Source organism: Janibacter sp. YB324 (assembly GCF_014217915.1).
GTDB lineage: Bacteria > Actinomycetota > Actinomycetes > Actinomycetales > Dermatophilaceae > Janibacter > Janibacter indicus.
On the sequence record NZ_CP060120.1, the window covers coordinates 3,018,371 to 3,042,472 of the forward strand.

Annotated in this window: 27 protein-coding genes; 15 read left to right on the forward strand and 12 right to left on the reverse strand. The window is 73.2% G+C overall.

Annotation, left to right across the window (positions count from 1 at the left end):
• Nucleotides 1–53: 53 nt before the first annotated feature.
• On the forward strand, nucleotides 54–644 hold the full coding sequence (locus tag H7A72_RS14835) for a mismatch-specific DNA-glycosylase (protein WP_185221008.1): 591 nt from the start codon (nucleotides 54–56) through the stop codon (nucleotides 642–644).
• Between the two features lie 111 nt (nucleotides 645–755).
• On the opposite strand, the gene H7A72_RS14840 is transcribed toward H7A72_RS14835, so the two are convergent.
• Both H7A72_RS14840 and H7A72_RS14845 read right to left on the reverse strand, forming a co-directional pair.
• Nucleotides 756–1,223, reverse strand: coding sequence for a PaaI family thioesterase (locus H7A72_RS14840; RefSeq protein WP_185221009.1), 468 nt, complete (start codon nucleotides 1,221–1,223; stop codon nucleotides 756–758).
• Nucleotides 1,224–1,255: 32 nt separating this feature from the next.
• Nucleotides 1,256–2,551, reverse strand: coding sequence for an MFS transporter (locus H7A72_RS14845; RefSeq protein ID WP_185221010.1), 1,296 nt, complete (start codon nucleotides 2,549–2,551; stop codon nucleotides 1,256–1,258).
• A 186-nt stretch (nucleotides 2,552–2,737) separates the two neighbouring features.
• On the opposite strand from H7A72_RS14845, the gene H7A72_RS14850 reads away from it, so the two are divergent.
• The 6 genes from H7A72_RS14850 to hrpB all read left to right on the forward strand — a co-directional run bounded on the left by H7A72_RS14850 (nucleotide 2,738) and on the right by hrpB (nucleotide 8,354).
• On the forward strand, nucleotides 2,738–3,271 hold the full coding sequence (locus H7A72_RS14850) for a GNAT family N-acetyltransferase (protein ID WP_185221011.1): 534 nt from the start codon (nucleotides 2,738–2,740) through the stop codon (nucleotides 3,269–3,271).
• Nucleotides 3,272–3,345: 74 nt separating this feature from the next.
• Nucleotides 3,346–3,873: a hypothetical protein gene (locus H7A72_RS14855; RefSeq protein ID WP_185221012.1), complete on the forward strand. Its 528-nt coding sequence runs from the start codon at nucleotides 3,346–3,348 to the stop codon at nucleotides 3,871–3,873.
• Nucleotides 3,870–4,679 (forward strand): SDR family NAD(P)-dependent oxidoreductase, encoded by an 810-nt coding sequence (locus tag H7A72_RS14860; RefSeq protein WP_185221013.1) that lies wholly within the window; start codon nucleotides 3,870–3,872, stop codon nucleotides 4,677–4,679. The genes H7A72_RS14855 and H7A72_RS14860 overlap by 4 nt, the downstream gene beginning before the upstream one ends.
• Nucleotides 4,676–5,221, forward strand: a complete 546-nt coding sequence (locus H7A72_RS14865) for a DUF1697 domain-containing protein (protein WP_185221014.1) — start codon at nucleotides 4,676–4,678, stop codon at nucleotides 5,219–5,221. Before H7A72_RS14860 ends, H7A72_RS14865 begins: the two co-directional genes overlap by 4 nt.
• Before the next feature lie 45 nt (nucleotides 5,222–5,266).
• Nucleotides 5,267–5,812: a GNAT family N-acetyltransferase gene (locus H7A72_RS14870; RefSeq protein WP_185221015.1), complete on the forward strand. Its 546-nt coding sequence runs from the start codon at nucleotides 5,267–5,269 to the stop codon at nucleotides 5,810–5,812.
• Nucleotides 5,813–5,843: 31 nt separating this feature from the next.
• Nucleotides 5,844–8,354, forward strand: coding sequence for an ATP-dependent helicase HrpB (hrpB, locus tag H7A72_RS14875; RefSeq protein ID WP_185221016.1), 2,511 nt, complete (start codon nucleotides 5,844–5,846; stop codon nucleotides 8,352–8,354).
• Between the two features lie 134 nt (nucleotides 8,355–8,488).
• On the opposite strand, the gene H7A72_RS14880 is transcribed toward hrpB, so the two are convergent.
• Genes H7A72_RS14880 through H7A72_RS14900 form a run of 5 tightly spaced genes read right to left on the reverse strand, consistent with a single transcriptional unit; the run spans nucleotide 8,489 to nucleotide 12,076 of the window.
• On the reverse strand, nucleotides 8,489–8,920 hold the full coding sequence (locus H7A72_RS14880) for a hypothetical protein (RefSeq protein ID WP_185221017.1): 432 nt from the start codon (nucleotides 8,918–8,920) through the stop codon (nucleotides 8,489–8,491).
• A complete protein-coding gene (locus H7A72_RS14885) occupies nucleotides 8,917–9,420 on the reverse strand; it encodes a DUF664 domain-containing protein (protein WP_185221018.1) in 504 nt (167 codons plus the stop codon). Before H7A72_RS14885 ends, H7A72_RS14880 begins: the two co-directional genes overlap by 4 nt.
• Nucleotides 9,421–9,450: 30 nt before the next feature.
• Complete coding sequence (locus H7A72_RS14890; protein WP_255494248.1) at nucleotides 9,451–10,140, reverse strand: DsbA family oxidoreductase; 690 nt, start codon at nucleotides 10,138–10,140, stop codon at nucleotides 9,451–9,453.
• A 29-nt stretch (nucleotides 10,141–10,169) separates the two neighbouring features.
• Nucleotides 10,170–11,375, reverse strand: a complete 1,206-nt coding sequence (locus tag H7A72_RS14895) for an MFS transporter (RefSeq protein WP_084449748.1) — start codon at nucleotides 11,373–11,375, stop codon at nucleotides 10,170–10,172.
• On the reverse strand, nucleotides 11,372–12,076 hold the full coding sequence (locus H7A72_RS14900; protein ID WP_185221020.1) for a DUF1361 domain-containing protein: 705 nt from the start codon (nucleotides 12,074–12,076) through the stop codon (nucleotides 11,372–11,374). Before H7A72_RS14900 ends, H7A72_RS14895 begins: the two co-directional genes overlap by 4 nt.
• 243 nt (nucleotides 12,077–12,319) lie before the next feature.
• Here H7A72_RS14900 and H7A72_RS14905 point away from each other — a divergent pair, with 243 nt between their 5' ends.
• Genes H7A72_RS14905 through H7A72_RS14915 form a run of 3 tightly spaced genes read left to right on the forward strand, consistent with a single transcriptional unit; the run spans nucleotide 12,320 to nucleotide 14,232 of the window.
• Nucleotides 12,320–12,907: a DinB family protein gene (locus tag H7A72_RS14905; RefSeq protein ID WP_185221021.1), complete on the forward strand. Its 588-nt coding sequence runs from the start codon at nucleotides 12,320–12,322 to the stop codon at nucleotides 12,905–12,907.
• Nucleotides 12,904–13,671, forward strand: a complete 768-nt coding sequence (locus tag H7A72_RS14910; protein WP_185221022.1) for a hypothetical protein — start codon at nucleotides 12,904–12,906, stop codon at nucleotides 13,669–13,671. The genes H7A72_RS14905 and H7A72_RS14910 overlap by 4 nt, the downstream gene beginning before the upstream one ends.
• A gap of 42 nt (nucleotides 13,672–13,713) precedes the next feature.
• Nucleotides 13,714–14,232, forward strand: coding sequence for a hypothetical protein (locus tag H7A72_RS14915; RefSeq protein WP_185221023.1), 519 nt, complete (start codon nucleotides 13,714–13,716; stop codon nucleotides 14,230–14,232).
• An 84-nt stretch (nucleotides 14,233–14,316) separates the two neighbouring features.
• Here H7A72_RS14915 and H7A72_RS14920 read toward each other — a convergent pair whose 3' ends face one another.
• From H7A72_RS14920 to H7A72_RS14940, 5 genes are all read right to left on the reverse strand, one after another.
• Nucleotides 14,317–15,081, reverse strand: coding sequence for a thioesterase family protein (locus tag H7A72_RS14920; RefSeq protein ID WP_185221024.1), 765 nt, complete (start codon nucleotides 15,079–15,081; stop codon nucleotides 14,317–14,319).
• Nucleotides 15,082–15,159: 78 nt separating this feature from the next.
• Nucleotides 15,160–15,567: a hypothetical protein gene (locus H7A72_RS14925; protein WP_143445403.1), complete on the reverse strand. Its 408-nt coding sequence runs from the start codon at nucleotides 15,565–15,567 to the stop codon at nucleotides 15,160–15,162.
• A 31-nt stretch (nucleotides 15,568–15,598) separates the two neighbouring features.
• Entirely contained in the window at nucleotides 15,599–17,179 is a 1,581-nt protein-coding gene (locus tag H7A72_RS14930; RefSeq protein ID WP_185221025.1) for a hypothetical protein, read from the reverse strand.
• Nucleotides 17,180–17,282: 103 nt separating this feature from the next.
• Nucleotides 17,283–18,038, reverse strand: coding sequence for a hypothetical protein (locus tag H7A72_RS14935; RefSeq protein ID WP_185221026.1), 756 nt, complete (start codon nucleotides 18,036–18,038; stop codon nucleotides 17,283–17,285).
• A gap of 100 nt (nucleotides 18,039–18,138) precedes the next feature.
• Nucleotides 18,139–18,633, reverse strand: coding sequence for a flavodoxin family protein (locus H7A72_RS14940; RefSeq protein ID WP_072625771.1), 495 nt, complete (start codon nucleotides 18,631–18,633; stop codon nucleotides 18,139–18,141).
• A gap of 133 nt (nucleotides 18,634–18,766) precedes the next feature.
• On the opposite strand from H7A72_RS14940, the gene H7A72_RS14945 reads away from it, so the two are divergent.
• Genes H7A72_RS14945 through H7A72_RS14965 form a run of 5 tightly spaced genes read left to right on the forward strand, consistent with a single transcriptional unit; the run spans nucleotide 18,767 to nucleotide 23,742 of the window.
• On the forward strand, nucleotides 18,767–19,534 hold the full coding sequence (locus H7A72_RS14945) for an SAF domain-containing protein (RefSeq protein ID WP_185221027.1): 768 nt from the start codon (nucleotides 18,767–18,769) through the stop codon (nucleotides 19,532–19,534).
• Nucleotides 19,534–20,331, forward strand: a complete 798-nt coding sequence (locus H7A72_RS14950; protein WP_084449738.1) for a hypothetical protein — start codon at nucleotides 19,534–19,536, stop codon at nucleotides 20,329–20,331. Before H7A72_RS14945 ends, H7A72_RS14950 begins: the two co-directional genes overlap by 1 nt.
• On the forward strand, nucleotides 20,328–21,956 hold the full coding sequence (locus H7A72_RS14955) for a CpaF family protein (protein WP_185221028.1): 1,629 nt from the start codon (nucleotides 20,328–20,330) through the stop codon (nucleotides 21,954–21,956). The genes H7A72_RS14950 and H7A72_RS14955 overlap by 4 nt, the downstream gene beginning before the upstream one ends.
• Complete coding sequence (locus H7A72_RS14960; protein WP_223277670.1) at nucleotides 21,953–22,828, forward strand: type II secretion system F family protein; 876 nt, start codon at nucleotides 21,953–21,955, stop codon at nucleotides 22,826–22,828. Before H7A72_RS14955 ends, H7A72_RS14960 begins: the two co-directional genes overlap by 4 nt.
• Complete coding sequence (locus H7A72_RS14965; RefSeq protein ID WP_084449736.1) at nucleotides 22,825–23,742, forward strand: type II secretion system F family protein; 918 nt, start codon at nucleotides 22,825–22,827, stop codon at nucleotides 23,740–23,742. The genes H7A72_RS14960 and H7A72_RS14965 overlap by 4 nt, the downstream gene beginning before the upstream one ends.
• Nucleotides 23,743–24,102 lie beyond the last annotated feature (360 nt).

Here is a 24,102-nt window from a genome sequence, read left to right on the forward strand (position 1 = left end):
CGACTATCCGGTCGCGTCCACCTCCACCCAGAGGCCGATCTAGGGTGACGGACATGCCAAGTGCCCGCCCCAGCTTCACCCGTGCCGAGCTGGAGTCCTACCGCGACGCCGAGGTGCCCGATCTGCTGCCGGGCCCCGGCCAGGAGTTGCACCTGCTCTTCGTCGGGATCAACCCCGGGCTGTGGACCGCGGCGACGCAGACCCACTTCGCGCACCCGGGCAACCGCTTCTACCCGGCGCTGCTGCGGGCGGGCGTCCTCACGCAGGCCGTCGACCCCGCCGCCGGCATGACCGACGAGGACCGCGAGCACCTCCGTGAGCGCGGCATCGGCATCACCAACCTCGTGCGCCGGGCCACCGCCCGCGCCGACGAGCTCACGGCCGACGAGCTGCGCGAGGGCGGCGAGCGCCTGCTGGCCACCATCGCCAGCACCCGGCCGGCAGTCGTCGCCGTCGCGGGGATCACCGCCTACCGCCAGGCATTCGGGGTGCGCAAGGCGCAGACGGGCGAGCAGCCCGAGCCCGTCGAGGGCGCCCGGCTGTGGGTCGTGCCCAACCCGAGCGGGCTCAACGCCCACGAGACGGTCGAGTCGCTGGCGGTCGCCTATGCCGAACCCGCCGGCGCCGCCGGCCTCCTCGATTGAGCAGCCCACAGCGTGTCGCGCGGCAGTTCAGGCACCGCGCGCGCCTCTCCCCCGGATCTTCGGGGTCTTCCGTCGCGCTGCCCCAAGAACTGCAGCGCGACACGCCGCCGGTCAGCCCCGGGCCATCCCGGCGGGCATGAGCACGGCGACGACCTTCCCCTTCGCCACGAGCGTCTCGCCGGCGTGCACGGTCTCGGCGACGACGACCTTGCGCTCGGTGACCTCCTCGATGACGCCCCGCAGCGTCAGCTCGACCCCCATCGGCGTCGGCGCGAGGTAGTCGACGTGCAGCGAGGCGGTGACATAGCGCAGCGCCGGCTCGCTGCCCATCTCGCGCCCCTGGGCGCGGTGCCCGGCGGCGGCCGCGCTACCCGTGCCATGACAGTCGACGAGCGAGGCGATGAGCCCGCCGTAGACGTAGCCGGGCATCGCCGTGTGCTCGGGCCGCGGGGTGAAGCGCGCGACGGTCTCCTCCCCGTCCCAGTGCGACTTCAGCTGGTGACCGGCGGGGTTCTGCGTCCCGCAGCCGTAGCAGTGCGCGACGTCGTCGGGGTAGGCGTCCTGGAAGGCGGTGCTCATGTCCGCACGCTAGCCCCACCCCTGCGCGTCGGTCAGCCGACGGCCACCCGCTCCGACTCCGGCTCGAGCACCGGCTCACGCCGCACGGCGAAGGACAGCAAGGAGGCGATGACGCAGAGCATCGCGCCGCCCCACCAGGCCCACGTGTAGGCGCCGAAGGTGTCGCGGATGACCCCGGCCCCGAAGGCCGCGAGCGCCGCCCCGATCTGGTGCGCGGCGAAGACCCACCCGAAGACGATCGTCCCCTGCTCGCCGAAGACCTCCCGGCACAGCGCGGCGGTCGGCGGCACGGTCGCCACCCAGTCCAGGCCGTAGACGATGATGAAGAGCAGCATGCTCGGGTGCACCGCGTCGGACAGCAGCAGCGGCAGCACGAGCAGCCCCACCCCGCGGAAGAAGTAGTAGGCGACGAGCAGCCACCGCGGGTCGAAGACGTCGGTGAGCCAGCCGGACGCGATCGTCCCGACGATGTCGAAGATGCCGACGAGTGCGAGCAGCCCGGCGGCCGTCGTCTGCGACATGCCGTGGTCGTGCGCCGACGGGATGAAGTGGATGCCGATGAGCCCGTTGGTCGTCGCGCCGCAGATGGCGAAGGCGAGCGCGAGCGCCCAAAAAGCCTTGTGCCGCACCGCGAAACGCAGCCCGTCAATCGCCCGGCCCATGGCCCCGCCGGTCACCTCTGCCGGAGGCACCCAGGTCTGCGGATCAGCGCCGAAGGGGAGGACCCCCCGGTCGTGCGGGTGGTCCCGCATGACGAGCCAGGCGATGGGCGCGACGGCGAGCGCGGCGACCGCGATGACGAGGGAGGCGGGGCGCCAGCCGACGTCCTCCGCCAGCGCCGCGACGGGCGGCAGGAAGATCAGCTGCCCCGTGGCGGAGCCGGCGGTGAGGACGCCCATGACCAACCCCCTTCGCGCCACGAACCACCGGTTGGCGACGGTCGCGGCGAGCACGAGGGCCATCGATCCGGTGCCGGTCCCGATGAGCACGCCCCAGAAGATGTGCAGCTGCCACGACGCCGTCATGAGCGTGCTGCCGCCGGCGCCGAGCGCGACGAGGGTGAGCGCGCCGGCGATGATCTGCCGCATGCCGAAGCGGTCCATCAGGGCCGCGGCGAAGGGGGCGACGAGACCGTAGAGCAGGAGGTTGATCCCGACCGAGAGCGACATCGTGCTCATCGACCAGCCGAACTCCTCGTGGAGCGGCACCATGAGCGCACCGGGCGCGGCGCGGAAGCCGGCGGCCCCGAGCAGCGCGAGGAAGGCGACGGCCGCGACCCACCACGCGGGGTGGATGCGGGGACGCATCGACGTGGCCGTCCGGGTCATCGAGACCTCACTCCGCTCAAGAAAGTTTGCTCGAGTAGCCTAGCCCGCGCCACGGACCCCGGGCAGCGCCGGTCAGGCCCCCCAGAAGTCCACCGACCTCTCCCATCCCTCGCGCGGGACATCGATGAAGAGCTGGATCCAAAGACCGTCGAAGACCAAGGGCCCAGCGTGCCGCAAGATGGGCCCGTGCCCCTCGTCATCCGCCCCCGAACCGACGCCGAGCTCCCCGCTCTCGGCGCCGTCCTCGTCGAGCAGCAGGCGGCCTCGGGGTACCCGCACCGCGAGCCGCTGCCGATGTCCCCGGAGGACTTCGTCGCGCGGGAGGGCACGCTCGCGACCTGGACCGCCCTCCTCGACGACGAACCCGTCGGCCACATCGCGGTGCTGCCGGTCCTCGACCCAGCGGTGAGCCGGGAGCCGGACCTCTCCCGCCTGTGGATGGCCGGCCACGGCCTCCCGGCCGAGCGCCTCGCCGAGATCGGCGTGTACTTCACGGCGACGCGCGTGCGCGGCCAGGGCATCGGTGCCGCCCTCATGCGCACCGCCCTCGACCACGTCGCCGCGCTCGGGCTCGCCCCGTGCCTCGACGTCATCCCCACCGGCTCGGCCGTCGAGCTCTACCGCCGCACCGGCTGGCGCGAGGTGGGCTCGACCCGCCCCGCGTGGCTCGAGGCCGATGCCCCGGACGTCGTCGCGATGGTCCTGCCGACCGGCTCCTGAGCGGGGGCAGACCCCCCTTCGTCGCGGCCGGTGGCTGCATGGTGGGTGCCGACCGCCACCACGAGGCTGGAGCCATGACACAGGGATGGCAGGGACGGGAACCGCAGGCGTGGGCACGAGCAGCGGCGTGGGGGGTGCTCGCGTGCGCGCTGCCGTCGGCAGTGTGGCGGCTGCTGATGATCGCCGGCTGGATGCCGGGGACGGAGCCGCTCCGTGTGCTCCACGAGGGCGAAGGGGGCTACGTCCTCGGTCTGTCGATCGCCCAGCTCTTCGCGGCCGTGCTCGTCGTCGGGCTGGTGCGCCCTTGGGGCGAGCGCTTCGCCGGCATCAGGATCAACCGCTGGGTGCCCGTGGTGCTCGGCACGTTGGGCGGCACGGTGATGACGTGGCTCTTCACGGTCGAGCTGTGGCTCGGCATCATGGCCGGGCGGCGCCCCGACCAGGGTGCCCTCGACGGCGGCCCCATGTGGGTCATGGTCGCCGCCTACCTGCCCATGAACTTCTTCGGCCCGCTGACGATCATCGCCGTCATCGGCTACGCACGACGCCGCGCCGCCCGGCCCAGCACGACGACAGCCGCAGGGAGCAGACTGTCGGCATGAGCGAGCCCCGAGCCGTCCTCGTCACCGGAGCCTCCCGCGGCATCGGTCGCGCCATCGCCACCGCCTTCGCCCATCAAGGTGATCGGGTCGCGGTGCACGTCCGCTCCGTGGTCGACGAAGGCGGTGTCCTGAGGCGCGACGAAGGAGCCTCGAAGGGGGAGGCGATGCGCGACTCCCTCCCCGGCGAGGGGCACGCCCTCGTCGTCGGCGACCTGGGCGACGCGGACCAGGCCGCGGGCCTGCCGGCGGCAGCCGAGGAGGCCCTCGGCGCACCGGTCACGGTGCTCGTCAACAACGCGGGCATCGCGACGACACCCGCACTCGCTCACCCACCCGCGACGACGGATCCCCATGCGTGGCAACGCAGCTGGGAGGACTACCTGCGGATCAACACCCTCGGGACGGCGATGGTCACGCACGCGATGACCCGCCGGCTCGTCGAGCTCGGGCTCCCGGGGCGGGTCATCACCATCGGCACCCGCGGGGTCCACCGCGGCGAGCCCGAGTACCCGGCCTACGCGGCCTCCAAGGCGGCACTGCACTCGATGGACGCCTCGCTCGCCGTCGCGCTCGCCCCACACGGCATCGCGGTCGCGACCGTGGCGCCCGGCTTCGTCGACACCGAGAGGGTGGCGGACCGGTTGGATTCCCCTGCGGGAGACGCGATCCGGGCGGACTCCCCCTTCGGCCGGGTGGGGCGACCGGAGGAGGTGGCCTCGGCCGTGCTCTGGCTCGCCTCGTCCGACGCGCAGTGGGCGTCCGGGGCGACGATCGACCTCAACGGCGCCTCGCACCTGCGGCCATGACGCGCTACGTCGCCCTGCTGCGCGGGATCGCGCCCACGCTGCCCCACAACTCGAATGCCGAGCTGCGGGCGGTCCACGAAGGGCTCGGCCTGGCGCGGGTCGGGTCGGTGCTCGCGAGCGGCAACATCGTCTTCGAGACCGACGAGACCGACGTGCCGGAGCTGGAGCGGCGGATCCAGGAGGCGCTCGTCGCGGAGCTGGGCATCGGGGGCGGCACGATCATCCGCTCCTTGGATGAGTTGCGGGGCCTGCTCGAGCGTGACCCCTTCGACGGTCTGACGCACGGGCGCGGGACCTATCTCGTCGCGACCTTCCTCAAGGACGGCGTCACCCCCGGGGAGGTGCCCGACGACCCCGACCCGCTCGTGCGGGTCGTCGGCTTCGACGAGGAGGCGCGGGCCTATCTCGCCGTCATCGACAACGGCGACCCGGGCAGGACGCCGGACTTCATGCGGTGGCTCGATCGCACCCACGGCAAGGACATCACCACGAGGACCTGGCTCACCGTGCAGCGGATCGTGCGCAAGCTCGAGTCGCTCTGACAGCAGGGGCGGGCGCGGGGCGCCGCCCGGTGCGAGGATCGAGGCGTGCCCGAGACGCTGACGACCGACCGGCTGACCTTGCGGACCTTCCGCGACGACGACGCGGACGCGCTCTTCGACCTGCACTCGCGGCCCGAGGTGCAGCGGTGGATCGGCGACGGGCAGCCGATGACCGACGTCGCCGAGGCACGCGCTTCGATCCCCCGCCGCCGCGACGTGCCCTACCCGGCGCCCCAGGGCATCTGGGCGATCGACCTCGCCGACCGCTTCGTCGGGACACTGCTGCTCAAGCCGATCCCGATCAGCGGCTCGCCCCTCGCGGCGGACCCGCGCAACCCGGAGCTGGCCCTCGACAGTCCCGAGGTCGAGATCGGCTGGCACCTGCACCCCGACGTGTGGGGCCGCGGCATCGCGACCGAAGCCGCCACCCGCGTGCTCGACCACGCCTCCGGCCTCCCCCGCGTCGTCGCCGTCACACACTCGGACAACGAGCCCTCGCAGCGGGTCGCCCGTCGCCTGGGCATGCGCGACGAGGGGCTCACGGACCGCTACTACGACACGACGACGCGACTCTTCGTCCTCGAGCGCTGACCCCGGCGCTGCTCGTGCGAGGCTCGACGCCATGACCGACCTCGACCTGCGCGCGATCGGTGAGGGACTCCCCTTCGCCGAGACGCTCGACGACCTGCGGGCGGCGGTCTCGACCCGGGGTGTCGCGGTCGTCCAGGCCCCGCCGGGGTCCGGCAAGACGACACTGGCGCCCCCGCTCGTCGCCGACTGCGTCGACGGAAGGGTCGTCGTCACCGGCCCCCGGCGGGTCACGGTGCGTGCGGCGGCGCGACGGCTGGCCCACCTGACCGGCACGCAGGTCGGTGACCTCGTCGGCCACACCGTCCGCGGCGAGCGCCGCGTCGGGCCGCGCACGCGGGTGGAGTTCGTGACTCCGGGGGTGCTCGTGCGCCGCCTCCTCGCCGACCCCGAGCTGACCGGCACCGCAGCCGTCGTCCTCGACGAGGTCCACGAGCGAGCCCTCGACACCGACCTGCTGCTCGGGATGCTCGCCGAGGTGCGCCAGCTCCGGGAGTTGCAGCTCGTCGCGATGTCGGCCACCCTCGACGCCCGGGGCATCGCCGCGCTGCTCGGCGACGACGACGGTCCGGCCCCACTCGTCGACAGCGAGGGCGCGCTGCACCCGCTCGAGGTCCTCTGGGAGCCGAGCCCGGGCCCGCGGACCGACGCGCGGGGTGTCACCCGGGGCTTCCTCGAGCACGTCGCGCGGGTGACCGCACGGCACCACGGGCCCGACCACCACACCCTCGTCTTCGTCCCCGGAGCCCGGGAGGTCGACCGGGTCGTCGAGCTGCTCGGCCGTCTCGACCCCGGCGCCGAGGTCCTCCCGCTCCACGGCCGCCTCGCCTCGCGCGAGCAGGACCGCGCGATCGGCGGCGAGCCCACCACGAGCGGTGGCCGCATCGTCGTCTCCACCGACCTGGCCGAGTCCTCGCTCACCGTTCCCGGCGTGCGGCTGGTCGTCGACGCCGCCCTCTCCCGCGAACCGCGCCGTGACGCCGCCCGTGACATGTCCGGCCTCGTCACCGTGCAGGCATCACGCGCCTCGATGACCCAACGCTCCGGTCGGGCCGCGCGTCTGGGACCCGGCCGCGCCGTGCGGCTCGTCGAGGAGTCCGTCTGGTCCCGCGCACCGGAGCACGTCACCCCGCAGATCACCACGGCCGACCTCACCGAGACCGCCCTGACCCTGGCCGCCTGGGGGTCGCCGCGTGGTGAGGGTCTGCCGCTGCTGACACCGCCCCCGTCGCCCGCCATCGGTGCGGCCGAGGCCACGCTGCACGGCCTCGGGCTCGTCGATGCGGAGGGCCGGGTCACCGACGAGGGTCTGGCCGCGGTCCGCGTCCCCGCCGACCCCAGGCTCGCCCGCGCCCTGCTCGACGGCGCCGGCCTCGTGGGGACCACGGCAGCGGCCGAGGCCGTCGCGGCCCTCGCCGACGACCTGCGCAGCGACGACGGCGACCTCGACCGGCTGCTCGCCGACCTGCGCTCCGGGCGCTCCCGCGACGCCGGCCGGTGGCGCCGCGAGGCCGACCGCCTCGCCCGTCTCGTCCCCGCCGGCGGGGACGAGCGCCCCGGTGGCGCCGGCCTGGTGACCGCACTCGCCCACCCCGGCCGGATCGCCCGGCGCGTCGGCGACGGCCCCACCTATCTCCTCGCGTCCGGCACCCGCGCGGCCCTGCCCACCGGCAGCCCGATGCGCCACCACGAGTGGCTCGTCGTCGCCGACGTCGCCCGCGCCGACGGCCGCGTCGCGGCCGGCACCGGTGCCGTGATCCGGCTTGCCGCGGCCCTGACCCGGGACGAGGCGGAGACCGCCGGCGCCGGGCTGCGGGTCCGCGAGGTCCGCGCCGACCTGGGCGAAGGAAGGGTCACTGCCCGCGAGGTCGACGCCCTCGGCGCCATCGAGCTCAGCTCGACCCCGGTCCGGGCCGCCCCCGCGACCGGGGCCGACGCGGTACGGCGCGCGCTCGCCGTCCGCGGCCTCGACCTGCTCACCTGGTCGCCCGCGGCCGACACCCTGCGTCGACGCCTCGCCGTGCTCCACCACCACCTCGGCGACCCGTGGCCCGACGTGTCCGACCCGGCGCTGGCCGCTCGGCTCGACGAGTGGCTCGGCCCCGAGCTGCAGCGCGTGGCGACGGGCACCCCCTTCGCCCGCCTCGACCTGACGGACCCGCTGCGTCGCCTGCTCCCCTGGCCCGAGGCCACGCGACTCGACGAGCTCGCCCCCGAGCGCCTGCCGGTCCCGAGCGGGTCGACGGCCGCGATCACCTGGCCGCCGCACGACGAGCCTTCTGCCACACCGGTGCTCGCGGTCAAGCTGCAGGAGTGCTTCGGCCTCGCCGAGACGCCGCGGCTCCTCGACGGCCGCGTGCCGGTGCTCTTCCACCTGCTCTCCCCCGCCCGTCGCCCGCTCGCCGTGACCGACGACCTCGCGTCCTTCTGGTCCGGGCCCTATGCCCAGGTGCGCGCTGAGATGCGCGGCCGCTACCCCAAGCACCCGTGGCCGGAGGACCCGTGGACCGCCCCGGCGACGGCCCGCACGAAGCGCCGGACCTGAGCCTCGGCGTCAGCGACGGTCGGTGATCCAAGTAGTACTCGTCAGGGTCGTGCACCCGGACGTCGGTCAGCCCCCACGGACGATCCGTGAGGTCCTCAGCGAGCTCGATCCCCGCGGCCACGAGCCGGGCGGGCTCACGCCAGCAGGGTCCGGATCACCCGCCGATAGCCGGGCGCCATGACCCGGGCGGCGAGCGCCTCGACCCACCGCAGTCGCGCCGGCAGCCACGGCAGCTTCACCGTCTGGCGCCAGACGACGCGCGAGCCGTGACGAAGGGGGGCCACCGTCACCTCGATCCGCCCGCCGACGACCCGGCCGACCTTGACCACGGTCGCGGACTCCGGCGGGGCCCACGTCTCGACCCGCATGACGTCGTCGAAGCCGAGCGGCCCCAGCGCGGTCCTGCCGGTGAAGCCGGCCCCCGCCCCCAGCCGGGTCGCCGGCGGGTGGGGCGTCACCGTCGTCAGCGGGATGACAACCGTGTGCCGATCGAGGTCCCACAGCCGCGCCCACGTCTCGGCGGGCGAGTGCCCGGTCTCGGCGGACACGACGAAGCTCGACCTCATGCGGTGAGCAGCCCCCGGAGGTACGCCGCCTGCCCGACGTGCTGGGTGTCGTCGTTGACGACGCTCACCAGCCGCGCCCCGAGCGTGACCGGCGGGTCCCACGAGGTGTCGACGACGCGGTCGAGGTGGTCCTCGTCCAGCCCGGCGACCCACGTCACCGTCTGGTCGTGCACGGCCTCGACGTAGCGGGCGAGCAGCTCGGCACTCGCCACGACCTTGCCCACCTGCGCACTCGTGTGCCCGTAGCCGGTGTCGTCCTCGTCCAGGTCGAGGTCGAAGAACTCGATGAAACCTCGGGCGGCCCAGACCTGCTGAAGACCGGCGACGTCGGCCACGTGGTCGTCCTGGACGCGATAGGCGTGCCAGACCAGCCACGCGATCGGGTTGGCGTCGGGCGCGACGCGGTGCGTCAGCTGTTCCTCAGTGAGGCCGTCGATGGCGGCCAGCGCGCTCTCGCGCACCCGGCGGAAGCAGTCGATGAGCAGTTGTGCAGGAGTCATGCCCCCGACGTTACGCCCCGGTCGCGGCGCTCAGCAGCCGTCGGGCCCGCAGACGTCGCCGGACTGCACGACCTGCACGGCCGGGGTCCGCTCGGCGAGCGCCTTGTCGACGACCTCCCGGAAGAGCTCTGGCGGCTGGGCGCCGGAGACGGCGTACTTCATGTCGACGACGACGAAGGGGACGCCCGTCACCCCGATCTGGCGAGCCATGTCGATGTCGGAGGCGACGGCGGCCTTGTAGCGGCCGTCCGCGAGGGCCGCGCGGACCTCCCCTTCGTCCAGACCGGCGTCGGCACCGACCCGTGCGAGCGCGTCGACGTCACCGATGTCGAGGCCGTGCTCGAAGTGACCGGAGAGCAGTGCCTCCTTGACCTCGTCACCCAGACCACGCTCCTTGGCCAGGTGGAGCAGCTCGTGGGCGCGGGCGGAGTTGGCGACGACGAGGCGGTCGAAGTCGTAGGCCAGGCCCTCGCCTGCGGCCTGCTCGGCGACGTGACCGAACATCTCGCGCACCTGCTCGACCGGCATCCCCTTGCGCGAGGCGAGGTAGTCGGCCTCGGTGCCCTCGTAGTGCTCCGGCAGCGACGGGTCGAGCTGGTAGCTGTGCCAGGCGACGGTGATCTCGTCGCGGTGCGGGTGGTCGGCGAGGGCAGTCTCGAGGCGCCGCTTGCCGATGTAGCACCAGGGGCAGGCGATGTCGGACCAGATGTCGATCTGCATGCTGGCCGCAACGTCGGGGCGCCCGCGGATCATCCCGCGTGGACGACGAGGGTCTCGCGGGCCCGCAGCCACGGCAGGATCGCCAGCGCCGACACCAGCCCGCTCAGGGCGAAGGCCCACTGCCAACCCCAGAGGTCGGCGACCGCCCCGATGACGACCGGACCACCGATGCCGCCCGCGTCCTGGCACATCTGGAAGGCCGCGAGCACCTTGCCCCCGGACCGGCCGTTGCCGACGACGTCGGCGACGGTCGCCTGCTGGGCGGGGTTGAGCAGGCCGGCCCCGACGGCGAGCACGGTCGTCAGGACGAGGATCGGCACGAGGTCACCGGACAGCCCCATCGCCCCCATGCCGACGGCGCTGAGGCCGAGGCCGACGAGGATCGGGCGCCGTCGGCCGAGGGTGTCGGCGACCCGACCGGAGAACTGCAGCGTCAGCGCGGTGGCCGCGGCCCCGACGGCGAGCGCGACGGCCGCGGCCCACGTCTCGCCGACGACCGCGACGGCGAAGAGCGGCAGGATCGCCACGCGCACACCGAAGTTGGTCCAGCCGTTGGCGAAGGCCGAGACCATCGCCGCCCGGTAGGCGCTGTCCCCGAGGGCCTCGCGGACGGTCATCGGTGGCAGCGCCCCCTGGAGCGGATCGGCGCGAAGGGGGGTCCCCCGCAGCATGATCGCGACGAGGGCCGCGGCGATGAGGAGCGCGACGCCGTAGACGACGAAGGGCACGCGCATGCCGAGCTCGCCGAGCGCGCCGCCGATGACGGGGCCGATGACGCCACCGATGAGGAAGGCGCTGCCGTACATCGACGAGACCCGCCCGCGAATGCTCGGCGGGGCCAGCCGCACGAGCAGCGCCATCGCCGAGACGGTGAACATCGTCGAGCCGATGCCGCCGAGCGAGCGGAAGATGAGCAGCTGCCAGTAGGTCTGGGCGAAGGCCGAGGCTCCCGTCGACAGCGCGACGATGACCAGCCCGACGATGTAGACCGGCCGCTCACCCAGGCGAGCGACGAGAGAGCCGCCCGCGGGGGCGAAGAGGAGCCGGAAGAAGGCGAAGGCCGAGACGATGACCGACGCGGCGGTCACGCCGACGTCGAAGCTCTGGGCGAACTGCGGCAGGACCGGGGTGATCAGGCCGAAGCCGACGGCGATGACGAAGGCCGCAGCGACGAGGACCTTGATCTCGACGGGTACGGCGGGCCGCTCCTGCGCGGGGAGGGCGGGGGTGCTCACCCGCCGTACTGTGCCACCCCGGTCCGGCGACCACCCGCGAGGGCCCGGCTCAGGCCCCACGTCACGAGGTAGGAGGCGACGAGCCCACCGGTCATCAGCACGGCGAACTGGAGGAGGAAGGGGTTGCCGAGGGGATCGGCGAGCCGGGAGGTGATGACCTCGACGAGTCCGTGCGGGTTGGTGACCACGTCCCAGGAGTTGAAGCGCGGGAAGCGCCCGAGGTAGATCCCGACGGACGACAGCGCGAGCGACCCGATCGCGACGACCCAGCCCGTCACCTTGCCGACCCGAGCGGCGACGAGGTGGTGCACGAGCAGCAGCGAGGTCAGGCCCAGGGCGAGCCCGGTCGCGGCGAAGGAGCCGATGAGCAGCGCGTCGAACCACCGGGGCGCCCCCGGGATCGCCCCGAGGTGGATGAAGTCGGTGAGGATGTACGGCGCATTGGGCAGGAAGAGCAACCACACGACGCCGACGCCCGCGAGCAGCCAGCCGGGAGCCCGCAGTCGGTCGAGCCCCACGAGGGCGAGGGCGAGGAGATAGGGCACCCACGCGAGGAAGAGGTTCCAGAAGAGGAAGGCGAAGACGGGGGCACCGGTGCGGTCGGCGCGCACGTTCTGCAGCCCGGCCGCCGCAACGGTGCCGGCGAGAAGGAGCAGGGTCAACCCCGTCAGCCAGCGCGCGGGGTGCGAGATGTGTGCCATTCGATGCACCGTAGGCCCGCCACCTTGGAGCACGCTGAAGGCCGCCCGCCCGCTGGCTGAGGCCGTCCCCGTCGGCTGAGAAGGGGTTGCCACCGCTCCCGGCGGAGAGGTCCGGCGCGCTGCCGAAGTCCTTCGTCATCGCGTGGTCGCCTGGTCGTTCTCGACTTCGACTTGACGCTGCGCCGGACCTCCCCGTCGTCCGCTCCGTCCCCCTTCGTCCGCCCCCGGTGGCAGGCTGGTCGCATGGCGGACCTCAAGACCCAGCTCCACGCCATGCTCCGCGTGCAGCGGGCGGCGCTGCTGCTCAAGCTCGAGGGGCTCGACGAGTACGAGGCACGCCGGCCGCGCACGCCGACGGGCACCAACCTGCTCGGCCTCGTCAAGCACTCCGCGGCGTGCGAGCTGGGCTACTTCGGGGAGACCTTCTCTCGCCCCAGCGAGCTGCAGCTGCCGTGGGAGGTCGAGGGGGTGGGCCCTGAGGACAACGAGGACATGTTCGCCACCGAGGACGAGTCGATGGCCGACGTGCTCGCCTGGAGCCGGGCCTGCTTCGACCACGCCGACGCGACGATCGAGGCGCTGCCCCTCGAGGCCGAGGGCCGGGTGGCGTGGTGGCCCGAGGACCGCAACACCGTGACGCTCGGGCAGATCATCGTCCACATGGCCCTCGACGAGGCCAGGCACGCCGGGCACGCCGACATCCTCCGCGAGCAGCTCGACGGCGCGGTGGGCCTGCGCTCCGAGGGCAACAACCTGCCCGAGTGGGGCGAGCAGCGCTGGGCCGGCTACGTCGCGCGCCTCACCCGCATCGCCGAGGCGCACGCCCCGTGAGACTCGAGGACGCCGTCGACGAGCTCTACGCAGCCGCCCCCGCGGACTTCGTCGCCACCCGCACCCGCCTGGCCCGCGAGGCGAAGGGGGACGACCCCGACGTCGCCGCCGCGATCACCGCCCTGCGCAAGCCGACGCGGACCGCGTGGCTGCTCAACCGCGTCGCCCGCGACGAGCCGCAGGTGGTCGCCGACCTCACCGCCCTCGGCGAGCGGATGCGCACCGCCCAGGCGAAGGGGGACGGTGCCACCCTCGCGCAGGCCAGGCCGGAGCGCCGGGCCGCGATCGACGCCCTCGTCGCCGCGGCCGATCGGTGCGCCGAGGCGACGGGCTCCCCCTTCGGTGCTGCCGCCAGGGGCGAGGTCGACGCCACGGCAGTCGCGGTGCTCGCCGACGAGCAGAGTGGCCGCGCCCTCGCCTCCGGCACGCTGCTGCGGGCCCTGACCTACGCGGGCTTCGGCGAGGTCGAGCTCGACGACGCCGTGGCGACCCCCCTTCGGCTGCTGCCGCCGCTGCCCGACGACGCCGGTGACGGGGCGGCCGACCCCGAGGTCGACGCGCAGGAGCGCGCTCGGCAGGAGGCCCTCGACTCCGCCCGCGACGAGCTGCGCGAGGCCGAGCGCGAGCTCTCCGCGGCCCGGCTCGAGGAGTCGCAGGTGCGGGCCGCGCTCGTCGTCGCGCGTGACCGGGTCACCACGGCTGAGGCGCGTGTGACTCGTGTGACGCAGGACATCGCCGACCTCGAGACACGCCCGGTGCGGTGAATTTGCGCAAGATCCCTGCAGCGGCGCGGGATCATGGGCCCCATGAGCACGGCGCGCACGACTTCTGACCGCACAGCACCCACCGACCTGCCGACCTGGGCCATCCAGGCGGAGGACCTCGAGGCCATGCTCGCGACCAACGACGACGAGGTGGACACCGCCGCCATCCCGCGCCTGGCCTTCCGCGACGCCGTCGAGGAGGCTGCCGCCCCCGGCGCCGCCACCGTGACCGCCGTCGAGGGCCGCACCACCGAGACCGACACCGAGGCCGCCCCTGCTGCGCCGACCCCCGAGGTCGAGCCGGCCGCGACGCCGGTCGGCCACAACCTGCGCCACCGCCACGCCAGCCCCGAGTCGGTCGCGGCCATCCGCCGCAACCTCATCGCCGTCGCCTGCGTCCTCACCGCGGTGGTCCTCGTCGGTGCGGCCGCCACGTGGCTGGCCGGCTGGATCGCCCTCGGCGTCTGGACCCTGTGCGTCGTCGCCGGTGCCGTCGCCCTGCGTCGCGCCAACTCCCGCTACACCGCGCGCCACAGCCGCTACACCGCGCGCCACGCCTGATCGCCCGGCAGCGACACCGAGGGGCCCCGCCAGTTCGGCGGGGCCCCTCGTCGTGGTGCCGGCAGCGTCGTGACGGAGCCGGGGTCAGGGACGCACGGTCAGCCCCTGCGCGAGCGTGCCGACCGGCCCCTGCTCGTCGTGCACGGTGCTCGAGGTCAACCCGTGACCGTCAGGGCCGAAGGAGACGGTCGTGTCGAGGCCGAGCCACCCCTCGCCCGGGGTGCGGAAGAAGTGCGCCGTGAGGTCGAGGTTGGGGAAGAGGACCTCCCGCGGGGAGGCGAGGACGTTCATCCCGTTGGCGATGTCGAGCAGCCCGACGGCCGCGGCGAGCCGGCTGTGGGGTTCGTCGACCAGCGGCACGTCGGTGCGCACCCACACCTGACCGCGCCCGGGGGCCGCGGCCCGACGTCGCACCTCGGTCGAGGCGATGAAGCCACCGGGCCAGACGCTCCCGGCGTCCCAGGGCTCGACCTCGTCGGGCCCGGGGATCCGGGGCAGGTCGCTGTGCTCGAGGGCGGTCGTGTCCCCGGTGGCGATGAGCCAGGCGCGGGCGACGACGACCGCACGGCCGCCGTGGCTGAGGGTCGCCTCGACGAGCTCGACCGTCCTCCCGGGGCGCAGCACCCGCACCTCGTGGGTGCACGGCTCGAGCGGCACCGTCCCGAGGATGTCGCAGGAGATCCGGGCGAGCGGCAGCCCGTCGTCCCGCCGGGCATCCCGGTCGACCTCGACGACATGGGCGAGCAGACCGATCGCCGGGGCGATGTGCTGCTCGTGCTCGGCCCAGGCACCTCCGGTGTGGGGGGTGGGGCGGACGGTGGATGCGTCGATGCGTTCGAAGTAGGCCACGGCCCCATTGCAGCAGCAGCCCGGTGGTCGCGATCACCGACCCCGGGTCTGCGACCTCGGCTCAGCGATCTCGGTCGGTCAGTGCGTTTGCTCCCACAGCGCCGCCCCGTGCCGCGCTCCCCCGTATCCGAAGGCCCCCAGCGTCTGCCCGGCCCCCTCCGGCGAGGTCACCGACAGGTTGAGCCCGACTCCCTTCGACTCGGGGCCGAGCACCTCGCTCAGGCGAAGCAGCGCGTCGTCGACGACCGCCTGCGCGTCCCCGCTCACGGTGAACTTGCCATAGACGACCGGGCCCGTGGAGCCGCCGCCGTCGTCGACGTCGTTGACCGTCACCTCGGCCGCGGTGACCCCGGGCGTCTCACGGATGGCCGCCACCGCGTCCTCGCGCCAGGTCGGGCTCTCCGGCACCTGCGCCGACCCACCCCGACCGAAGAGGCCGCAGCCGGTGAGGACACCGACGAGGACCAGCCCCAGGCTCACGCTCATCACCGCTCGCATGACCCCAGTCAACCGCAGATCACTCGCGCCCGGTGCCGTACTCGGTGATCGTCACCGCACCCTCGTCGCCGGTGAGGAAGACGTCGATCCCGGGGCTGTCGGCGTAGTCGATGATGCCGGGGTTGCCCGCGGCGATCTCGCGCTCCACCGAGTCGGAGTAGTTGCGGTAGTGGTGCGCGCTGTCGTTGCCGCCGCCGAACATCGACACCCCGGGACCCGGCTCCATCCGCACCTGCGTCACGTGGTCGCCGGAGCCGGCGAGCGCCGGGTCGAAGTTGGGGATCGGCGTCATCGGGGCGACAACCGTCGGCAGCGGCCCCGGCAGCGGGATCGGCATCGGCGGCCCGGCCAGGCTGTCGCCGAAGTCGACCTTGGGCACCGGGTCGTTGGTGTGCTCGAGCGCGAGGGTCTGCACGCCGGGCGGGATCGAGCGACTGTCGTTGGGCGAGCCCTGGGTGATCATGTGCGTGACGTTGTAGCGCTCCATGAAGGCCGGGTCCTGGACGAGCTCGCCCGTCACCATGCCGCCCTGGCTGTGCCCCTGGAGCATGACCGGGGCCCCGGGCGGGATGCCGGCCTCCTCCATCGCCGCCTCGACGGTCTCCATCGAGGCGCTGCGCTGGCCGGCCTGCAGCTCGAGGTTGGAGGTGTTGTCGAAGGCCTCGTCGCCGCCGGTCACCGACCCGGGGAAGTCGAAGAGGCCGTTGGTCCCCGGCACCGTGACGATGTAGGCCGAGCTGCCGTCGGGCTGGCGCACCTCGGTGACGCGCACGTGCCGGTTGTCGCTCTCGCGCCCCTCGGTGTTGTCGTAGGTGTCGTTCTGGATCTGCATGAGCGCGTTGAGATCGGTGGGGATGCGACCGGCGACCTCGGGGTCGGCCTCGACGGAGTTGGTCGAGGTCACCACGCCGTCGCCGCTGTCGAAGATCTGGTGGTCCTCACCGGTGGCGATGTTGGCGAAGAGCCCACCGGTGCGGCCCAGGAGCAGGATCGCGCTCGCGGCCACCTCGTGGAAGCGCGGCCACCGGCCCTCGGTGAAGATCTGGGTGAACTGCTCGCCGAAGTTGACGATCGACGGCCCCAGCCGGGCGAGCGCCGCCATCCCGGCGTCCCACCGGGTGACGACCTGCTCGTCCCAGAAGTTGCGCCCCGCGTCGACCAGGTCGCGGCCCCGGTCACCGAGCCAGTCCAGCCCGTCACGCCCCCACTCGACGAGGTCCCGCCCCCGGTCGCCGGCCCAGTCCCAGGCGTCCTCGACCGCCTCGGTGCCCCGGTCCCAGGCGTCTCGGAGGCCGTCGACCGGGTTGGGCAGGCTCCACCCCCCGCCGTCGTCGCCGTCCCCGTCGAAGAGGTCGTCGAAGAAGTCCTCGATGACCTCCCGCGGGTCGCGGCCGCGGTCGTCAACGGGGTCGCCACCGGAGCCACCCCCGCCGGACCCGTCGCCGGAGGCGCTGTCCTGGTCCTGCGCCTGCCGCAGCAGGTCGCGCTGCAGGTCGGCGAGCGCGGCGGCCGCCGACTCGAGCGAGCTCGCCCCGGCATCCCAGCCGCGGCTGAAGGTCTCGAGGTCGGGCCCGGACCACACCCCGTCGAGCACCCGCATGCTGCCGGTGCCGTCGCCGTGGACGCCCCGGATGCGTTCGCTGGAGCGAGCTGTGCGGCGATCGAGCGGACCCGCTCGACGTCCATCCCCTCGCTGACGCTCATCACGCCACCGTCCGGGCGCGCGAGCGCAGGTCGAAGGCCCCGACCGTCAGCCAGGCGATCTCTGCCGCGATGGTCCCGGTCGGCACCTCGACGACCTCGACCTCGTCCTCGAGCAGGCGGACCTCGAGCAGGCGACCGTCGTCCCCTTCGAGCCAGTGCCGCGCCGTGACGAAGGGGGTCTCGCTCCCGTTGTCGACCTGCAGCGCCAGGCCCACCTCGACGTCGGTACCGGCGAGCCGCGCGAGCACCTCGTCGGGCAGGGCCGAGCGTTCGGGCACGTCACGGATGACGCCGACGGTGCGCTCGAGGCGCGGGTCGGCGCCGCCCTCCGCCCGGACGGCCGGGCTCGGGGGCAGGGTCCGCTGCACGGCCGGCCAGATGATCCGCGGCTCGAAGAACGCGATCTCGACGGCGTCCTCGACCGCCTCGACGGCGATCTCGTCGTCGGTGACCGTGAGCCTGCGGCGCTCGGTGATCGACAGGCCGATCCGCGGGGTGAGCGAGATCCGGCTGCGCATCCCCGCCCGGCCCATCCGCGAGTCGACCTCGAAGCGCACCGGCGCCGTGGCCGCCTCGGTGAGCACCTCGTGCCACCGCGGGAGCAGCTCGCGCCGGGGCGAGGCGATGCCGGCGTCGACGAGCTCGGCCCACTGCTCGGCGTGACCCGCCGGCGGCTCCCCCCGGACGGCCCGGGTGAGGACGTCGAGCGTCCGTGCCCCGATCGTGCGTGCTCTGAACCTCGTCTGCTGCGCCATGACTCTCCCTCGATGCCGCCGGTGGTGACGACGCTAGGGACAAGCGGGCGAAGGGGGAATGGGGAGTTCTCCCCTCCGCGGACGAAGGGGTGGCCGCAGGTCAGGTGAGGAGGGCTGCGAGCGTGCCGCCGAGCTCGGTCGCCGACTCGAGGGCGGCGTCGTCGACGTCGCCGACGACCTCGAGGACCTCGGCGGCCTGCCGCCAGTCGAGGGCCTGGACGATCGAGCCGACGGCGCGCACGGCGCCGGTGACGTCATAGCGGCCGTGGACCCACAGCCCGTAGGGCCGTTTGGCGGTGGACCCGCCCCCCGAGCCGTCGCCGGCGCCGCCGGAGTCGTCGAGGGCACCGCCGACCTGGAGGAAGGTCGAGTCGAAGAAGTGCTTGAGGGCCCCCGACATGTAGCCGAAGTTGGCCGGGGTGCCCAGGAGATAGCCGTCAGCGGCAAGGACGTCATCGGCCGTGGCCTCGAGGGCCGGGACGACCTGCACCTCGACCCCCTCGATGTCGGGGTGGCGGGCCCCGGCGAGCGCCGCGTCGAGCAGCGCCTGCGTGGAGCGCGTGGGGCTGTGGTGGACGACGAGGAGACGGGCCATGTCTCCCATCGTGCCCGCTGGTGGGCCGCCGCGTGCCGGAGGGGCCCGCCGTGCTTTAGCCTGATCCCCGGACATCGGGGAGCCGTCACGTACGACCGCACCCCTCGGGCACGACGCACAGGGAGTTGCACCCATGACCGCCCCCACCGCTGAGCCGCCACCGGCGGAGCATGCCACCCGCCGCAACCGCAACGGCGACGGCAGCACCGCCGAGGGGGCCGCCGCCCCCGAGCCGCCCAAGTTGCGTCGCCGCCCCATGCTCATCGCGGTCTCGGTCCTGCTCACCGCGCTCGGTGCCCTGCTCGGTGCCTTCCTGCTGAGCACCCTGTCCGGCACCGACGACTACGTCGCCGTGCGGGCCGACATCGAGCGCGGCGACGTCATCAAGGAGACCGACCTCGTGCGCACCCAGCTGCGCCGCGACAACTCCATCTCGCCGCTGTCGTGGGACGAGCAGCGCAGCCTCATCGGCATGTACGCCAACGTCGACATGGCCAAGGGCTCGCTCGTGACCCGAGAGTCGGTCTCGGCCGAGATCGCCCCGGCCGACGGTTGGTCGATCGTCGGTCTGGCGCTCACCCCGGGTCAGGGCGTCACCGGCGACCTGCGGGTCGGTCAGCCGATCGAGGCCGTCGTCGTGCCGGCGAGCGCCGAGGCGATCACCGGCCGCCCGACGACTTACGAGGGCATCGTCTCGAGCGTCGACATGTCCGACGACGGCCAGACCAAGCTCGTCGACGTGCAGGTCCGCACCGACGACGCCTCCCCGTTGGCCGCCGCCGCGGCCCGCCAGGAGGTCGCGATCGTCGTGAAGTCCAAGGGCAACGGCTCCGGGGACACCGCGGCCGAGCCGTCCGACTCGACCTCGGACACCACCCCGAGCGCCTCGCCGACCAGCTGATGGCCGTCGTCACGCTCTTCTCCGCCTCGGGCTCCCCCGGGGTGACCGTCTCCGCGCTCGGCATGGCCCTCGCCTGGCAGCGACACGTCATGCTCGTCGACGCCGACCCGACCGGGTCCTCGGCGGTCCTCGCCGGCTACCTGCAGGGCCAGACCGTCCACGACCGGGGTCTCCTCGACCTCGCGGTGGCCAACCGCGTGGGCAACCTCGGCGCGGCCATCGCGACGGTGTCGATGACCCTGCCCGGCTCCAACGTCGAGTTCGTGCCCGGCATCCGCTCGCACCAGCAGGCCGCGTCGATGACCAACCTCTGGGAGCCACTGTCCGGTGTGCTGCGCGGCATGGAGCAGCGCGGCGTCGACGTCGTCGTCGACGCCGGCCGCCTCGGCCTGGAGCACTCCCCGATGCCGCTCGTGCGCGGCTCCGACCTCTCCCTGCTCGTGCTGCACAGCGACCTGCCGGCCGTGTCCGGCGCCCGCGGGTGGGCCCGCGCGCTGCGCGAGCAGCTCGCCGGCATGGGTGCCGCGCACCAGCTCGGCGTCCTGCTCGTCGGCCCCGGTCGGCCCTACTCCGCCCGCGAGATCCGCGCGGTCCTCGGCCTGCCGGTCGTCGCCGAGATCCCGTGGGACCCCGAGTCCGCCGAGGTCTACCACTCGGGCCAACGCCCGAAGAAGGGCTTCGCCTCCGGGCCGCTCAACCGCGCCCTGCGGGCGACCGTGAGCTCCTCGCAGGGACTCATCGCCAACAACCGAGAGCGTCTGGGCACCCAGCGCGTCCAGGAGGCAGGTCAGGCATGAGCCAGCCCCCCTTCGACCCCACCTCCCTGCCGCTCTTCGCGCAGGAGACCGACCCGCCGGAGGAGACCCGCCCGCGCGACGACATCTCCCAGCGCCTGGCTGCCGGCGCCGGCAGCGTCTCGCCGCACGACCGGCACGCGGTGCCGACGCAGACCCCGCCCCCGCCGACGTGGGGCATGGGTCAGGCCGCGGCCACCCCGCCCCCGGGACAGCCGGCGGCTCCGCCCCCTTCGTCCGGGGGCGCGCAGCGCGTCTCGACGGTGCCCGCGCAGCGACTGAGCGCCGACACCGTCCACGACACCGAGATCGACTGGAGCCAGGTCGCCGAGCTGCGCACCCAGGCCTCCGAGATGCTCACCGGGGCCCTCCAGGACCGCCAGCACCTCGACCAGCAGGCGCAGCGCGAGCTCGGCCGCTCGATCATCGTCGAGCTGCTCCAGACGACCGCCGCCAACAACCTCGCCGTCGGCCGGCGCGCCTGGTCGATGGACGAGCAGGACCGCATCGGTCAGGCCGTCTTCGACGCGCTCTTCGGTCTCGGCCGGCTGCAGCCCCTCGTCGACGACGAGCACGTCGAGAACATCGAGATCACCGGCTGCGACCAGGTGCTCCTCGAGTACACCGACGGCACGCTGCGCCCGGGCCCGCCGGTTGCCGAGAACGACCAGGAGCTCATCGACTTCCTCGTCTTCCTCGCCAGCCGCTCCGAGGTCAACGCCCGCCCCTTCTCCGAGGCCCAGCCGCGCCTGCACATGCGCCTCGACGGCGGCGCCCGGCTCGCCGCGACGGCCTGGGTCACCCCTCGGCCGTCGATGGTCATCCGACGCCACCGGCTGCGCGAGATCACCCTCGAGGAGCTGTCCGAGCGCGGCATGCTCGACGCGGTCGCCGTCTCCTTCCTGCGGGCCGCAGTCAAGGCGAAGAAGAGCATCGTCGTCGCCGGCGCCCAGGGCGCGGGCAAGACGACGATGGTCCGGGCCCTGTGCGCCGAGCTCGACCCGTGGGAGCGCATCGGCACCTTCGAGACCGAGTACGAGCTGCACCTGCACGAGCTGCCGGAGAAGCACCGCCGCATCGTCGCCTGGGAGTCGCGTCCCGGTTCCGGCGAGGTCGGGGCCGACGGCCGTCAGGCCGGCGAGATCCCGCTCGACGACCTGCTCTACGACTCCTTCCGCTTCAACCTCTCGCGCCAGATCGTCGGTGAGGTCCGCGGTCGCGAGGTGCTGGCGATGATCAAGGCGATGCAGTCCGGCTCCGGCTCGATCAGCACGACCCACTCGGCCAATGCCGTCGGCGCGATCCGCAAGCTCATCACCTGTGCCATGGAGGCCGGTTCGCACGTCACCGAGGCCTACGCCGAGCGCGCGGTCGCCGAGCACATCGACGTCATCGTCCAGCTGCAGCTCGACACCGCGCCCACCGCCGACGGCGAGGCCCGCCGCGAGCGCTACGTCAGCGAGATCATCGCGATCCACCCGGGCGAGGACGGGCCGGCGACGACCCACGTCTTCCAGCCCAACCCGCAGGGCGGGGCGCCGATCCCGGGGATCCTGCCCGACGACTACCGCTCGCTCGCCCGGTGGGGCTTCGACCTCGACGGCTACTTCGCCCGGGCACCGCAGTGAGCCCCTGGCTGACCGGCGCCCTCATGGGCGGCCTGCTCGTCCTCGCGGGCATCACCTTCGTCGAGGGCATGCGCAAGGTCCCGCCGCGCCCCACGAAGGTCAAGCTCGCCGCCGCCGACCGTGACGGCTGGTGGGACAAGCTGCCGCGCCGGACCCGGCAGATCATCATCATCGGGGTCGTCGCGGGGGTGATCTTCGCGCTCTTCACCGGCTGGGTCATCGCCATCGTCCTCATCCCGGCGACGATCATCGGCCTGCCGTGGCTGCTCAGCTCCGGCGATGCCGAGGCGAGCATCGACCGGCTCGAGGCGATGGAGGAGTGGACCCGCTCCCTCGCCGGGGTGCTCACCGTCGGTGTCGGCCTCGAGCAGGCCATCGTCGCGACGCTGCGCTCGGCGCCCAAGGAGATCGAGCCCGAGGTCAACCTCCTGGCGGCCCGCCTGCGGGCGCGCTGGCCCACCGACGACGCCCTGCGCGCCTTCGCCGACGACCTCGACGACTCCACGGGCGACCTGCTCGCCGCCAACCTCCTGCTCGGCGCACAGCGTCGCGGCGCCGGCCTGGCGAGCGTCCTCGAGTCCGTCGCCGTCGCCGTCGGCGAGGACGTGCGCTCGCGGCGCATGGTCGAGGCCGACCGGGCCAAGCCCCGGGCCACCGCCCGCTGGGTCACGATCATCACCCTCGCGGTGCTGGTCATCATGTTCTTCTTCACGACGATGTTCGAGCCCTACCGCAGCGGCATCGGCCAGGTCATCCTCACGGTGCTGCTCGCCGCCTACGTCGGGGCACTCGTCTGGATGAAGTCGATGGCCAAGGGCAAGAAGCTGCCCCGCTTCATCGGCAACGAGGTCGCCGAGGAGGCGCGTCGATGACCACCACCCTGCAGATCGCGATGATCGCCGGCGCCCTCGTCGGGCTCGGCCTGTCGATGCTCGTCTGGCGCTTCCGGCCCGCCCAGGTCGACCTCGCCACCGCCCTCGACCGACTCTCCCCGGACCGCTCCTTGTCCGCGCACGACGAGGGTGCGGTCGAGGCGGGTACAGCCGAGGGCGACGCCCGCGACAAGCTCGGCCGCTGGGCCATGCGCACCCTGCCCCTCGACTCCCTCGGTGCGCCGCCCTACCGCGAGCTGGCGCTCATGCGCATCCCGGTGCACCGCTTCTACGGCGAAAAGGTCGTCTTCGCGATCTTGGGCGCCTTCATCCCGGTCATGTTGCTCACCGTCCTCTCCTTCTTCGGGTTCGGCCTGCCCTGGATCATCACCCTCCTCGCCTCCGCGGGCGGCGCAGTCGGCTTGTTCTTCCTGCCGGACTACAACGTCAAGGACGACGCCAAGGCTGCCCGCAAGGAGTTCGGCCGCGCCTTGGCCTCCTACATCGACCTCGTGGCGCTCGAGCGCAACAGCGGCTCCGGGCCCCGCCAGGCGATGGAGATCGCGGCCAACATCGGCGACTCCTGGGTCTTCCGCCGGCTCGCCGAGGAGCTGTCCCGCTCCCGCTGGTCCGGCCTGCCGCCCTGGGACGCTCTGCGCAAGCTCTCCGACGAGCTCGGCCTGCCGGAGCTCGCCGACCTCGCCGACATCATGCGCCTGTCCGGCGAGGAGGGCGCGCAGGTCTACCAGACCCTGCGCTCGCGCTCGCAGAGCATGCGCACCGCCGAGCTCAACTCCGCCCTCGCCGAGGCCAACGCCACGGGTGAGCGGATGTCGATCCCGATGTCCACACTCGGGCTGATCTTCATGGCCATCCTCGTGACTCCCTCCCTGCTGCGGATCATCGGCGCCTGATCCTCAATCTCAAGTTGCGACAGATTCCCCACGTTCTGGCCTGAGGTGGTCACCGGATGACCAGGCAAGGGGAAGCAATGAAAACTCGAACGACGAACCAACGGCCCCGGCACGCACGCACTGCGGCTGCTTCAGTCGGCGCGGCCGCCCTTCTGACGGTTCTGGGCGTCAGCACCAAGTTCGACTGCTACGCAGCCAGCGGAGTCATCCGTTCAACCCCACAGGCGTGGACCACCTATGCCATCCCTCCGGGTGGCTGGATCACCTCGACCAAGGTGTGGGTGTCGTCGAAGTGCCTGCCTGCTGTCGCGGGCTGGGAAACTTCTCTGGGGCACAACGCAGTGTTCGAGACACATCAAA

Excerpts from the sequence above, each read along its gene's own strand:
- H7A72_RS14885 (WP_185221018.1), bottom strand. The coding sequence starts at position 9,420 with ATGACTCCTGCACAACTGCTCATCGACTGCTTCCGCCGGGTGCGCGAG.
- H7A72_RS14965 (WP_084449736.1), top strand. The coding sequence starts at position 22,825 with ATGACCACCACCCTGCAGATCGCGATGATCGCCGGCGCCCTCGTCGGG.
- H7A72_RS14950 (WP_084449738.1), top strand. The coding sequence starts at position 19,534 with ATGGCCGTCGTCACGCTCTTCTCCGCCTCGGGCTCCCCCGGGGTGACC.
- H7A72_RS14925 (WP_143445403.1), bottom strand. The coding sequence starts at position 15,567 with ATGAGCGTGAGCCTGGGGCTGGTCCTCGTCGGTGTCCTCACCGGCTGC.
- H7A72_RS14880 (WP_185221017.1), bottom strand. The coding sequence starts at position 8,920 with ATGAGGTCGAGCTTCGTCGTGTCCGCCGAGACCGGGCACTCGCCCGCC.
- H7A72_RS14955 (WP_185221028.1), top strand. The coding sequence starts at position 20,328 with ATGAGCCAGCCCCCCTTCGACCCCACCTCCCTGCCGCTCTTCGCGCAG.
- H7A72_RS14940 (WP_072625771.1), bottom strand. The coding sequence starts at position 18,633 with ATGGCCCGTCTCCTCGTCGTCCACCACAGCCCCACGCGCTCCACGCAG.
- H7A72_RS14845 (WP_185221010.1), bottom strand. The coding sequence starts at position 2,551 with ATGACCCGGACGGCCACGTCGATGCGTCCCCGCATCCACCCCGCGTGG.
- H7A72_RS14840 (WP_185221009.1), bottom strand. The coding sequence starts at position 1,223 with ATGAGCACCGCCTTCCAGGACGCCTACCCCGACGACGTCGCGCACTGC.
- H7A72_RS14835 (WP_185221008.1), top strand. The coding sequence starts at position 54 with ATGCCAAGTGCCCGCCCCAGCTTCACCCGTGCCGAGCTGGAGTCCTAC.
- H7A72_RS14935 (WP_185221026.1), bottom strand. The coding sequence starts at position 18,038 with ATGGCGCAGCAGACGAGGTTCAGAGCACGCACGATCGGGGCACGGACG.
- hrpB (WP_185221016.1), top strand. The coding sequence starts at position 5,844 with ATGACCGACCTCGACCTGCGCGCGATCGGTGAGGGACTCCCCTTCGCC.
- H7A72_RS14930 (WP_185221025.1), bottom strand. The coding sequence starts at position 17,179 with ATGCGGGTGCTCGACGGGGTGTGGTCCGGGCCCGACCTCGAGACCTTC.
- H7A72_RS14855 (WP_185221012.1), top strand. The coding sequence starts at position 3,346 with ATGACACAGGGATGGCAGGGACGGGAACCGCAGGCGTGGGCACGAGCA.
- H7A72_RS14865 (WP_185221014.1), top strand. The coding sequence starts at position 4,676 with ATGACGCGCTACGTCGCCCTGCTGCGCGGGATCGCGCCCACGCTGCCC.
- H7A72_RS14945 (WP_185221027.1), top strand. The coding sequence starts at position 18,767 with ATGACCGCCCCCACCGCTGAGCCGCCACCGGCGGAGCATGCCACCCGC.
- H7A72_RS14905 (WP_185221021.1), top strand. The coding sequence starts at position 12,320 with ATGGCGGACCTCAAGACCCAGCTCCACGCCATGCTCCGCGTGCAGCGG.
- H7A72_RS14890 (WP_255494248.1), bottom strand. The coding sequence starts at position 10,140 with ATGCAGATCGACATCTGGTCCGACATCGCCTGCCCCTGGTGCTACATC.
- H7A72_RS14915 (WP_185221023.1), top strand. The coding sequence starts at position 13,714 with ATGAGCACGGCGCGCACGACTTCTGACCGCACAGCACCCACCGACCTG.
- H7A72_RS14860 (WP_185221013.1), top strand. The coding sequence starts at position 3,870 with ATGAGCGAGCCCCGAGCCGTCCTCGTCACCGGAGCCTCCCGCGGCATC.
- H7A72_RS14900 (WP_185221020.1), bottom strand. The coding sequence starts at position 12,076 with ATGGCACACATCTCGCACCCCGCGCGCTGGCTGACGGGGTTGACCCTG.